Source organism: Actinomadura logoneensis (assembly GCF_003428695.1).
Taxonomy (GTDB): domain Bacteria; phylum Actinomycetota; class Actinomycetes; order Streptosporangiales; family Streptosporangiaceae; genus Spirillospora; species Spirillospora logoneensis.
The window spans coordinates 1-1230 of record NZ_QURH01000003.1 but is presented as its reverse complement, the minus strand read 5'-3'; the positions used below and the strand labels follow the sequence as shown (position 1 = coordinate 1230).

Genomic DNA, 1230 nt, shown 5'->3' with positions numbered 1-1230 from the left:
GCTCGGCCGTCCCGGCGCGTTCGTCCCGCAGGAGCTCGTCGCCCCGTACCGGACGTGGAACACCAACGCCGTCTCGGTGGGCGCCGTGGCGTCGCCCCGTACCGGACGTGGAACACCAACGCCGTCTCGGTGGGCGACGTGGACGGCGACGGGCACCCCGACCTGATCGTCGCCAACTACTTCCCGGACGGCGCGCGCGTCCTGGACCCGCACGCCAGGCAGAGCGAGCTGGTCATGCAGCGGTCGATGTCGGCGGCCTACAACGGCGGGCGCAAGCACGTCCTGCTGTGGCGGTCGGCGCGCGGCGGGGCGCGCCCGTCGGCGGCCTACACCGAGCCGCCGAGCCCGCTGCCGGACCGGACGTCCAAGGGCTGGACGCTCGCGACCGCCGTCCAGGACATCGACGGCGACGGCCTCCCCGAGCTCTACCTCGCCAACGACTTCGGCCCGGACCGGCTGCTGCACAACCGCTCCACCCCCGGGCATCCCAGGTTCGAGGAGGTCAAGGGCGTCCGGCACTTCACGACCCCGAAGTCCAAGGTGCTCGGACGGGACTCGTTCAAGGGGATGGGGGTCGCGTTCGGCGACCTGGACGGCGACGGCGTCCCCGACATCTTCGTCAGCAACATCACCCAGGAGTACGGGCTGCTGGAGAGCAACTTCGCCTGGCTGAGCCAGGGCCGCAGGGTGCTCCAGGGCGGCACGGCCCGCTACGACGACCACAGCGAGTCGCTCGGGCTCTCGCGGTCCGGCTGGGCCTGGGACGTCAAGATGGGCGACTTCGCCGGGGACGGCCGCACCGAGATCGTCCAGGCGACCGGGTTCGTCAAGGGCAGGGTGAACCGCTGGCCGCAGCTGCAGGAACTGGCGATGACCAACGACGACCTGCTGAACCGCCCCGGCGCGTGGCCCGACTTCCGGCCCGGCCGCGACGACGTCTCCGGCGGCGACCGCGACCCGTTCTTCGCCCGGCTGCCGGACGGCCGCTTCGTGGACATCGCCGGACGCCTCGGCGTGGACGACGACAGCGTCTCGCGCGGCATCGCCCTCGCCGACGTCCAGCACGACGGACGGCTCGACTACGCGGTCGCCAACCAGTGGCGCCGGTCGTTCTTCTACCGCAACGTCCGGACGAACCGCTCGCCCTACCTCGGCCTGAGGCTCGTCCGCCCGGCGGGCGGCTGCGCCGCGTCCACCCCGGCCCCGGGAGGGGCGCCGGGCGCGCGGCCG

General features: G+C 73.3%; 1 protein-coding gene. It reads left to right on the top strand.

Annotated features, from left to right (window positions below; genetic code table 11):
* Window positions 1–54 precede the first annotated feature (54 nt).
* Window positions 55–1230: FG-GAP-like repeat-containing protein (locus DZF91_RS00065; RefSeq protein ID WP_199486307.1), on the top strand; the 1176-nt coding region annotated here is incomplete at its 3' end.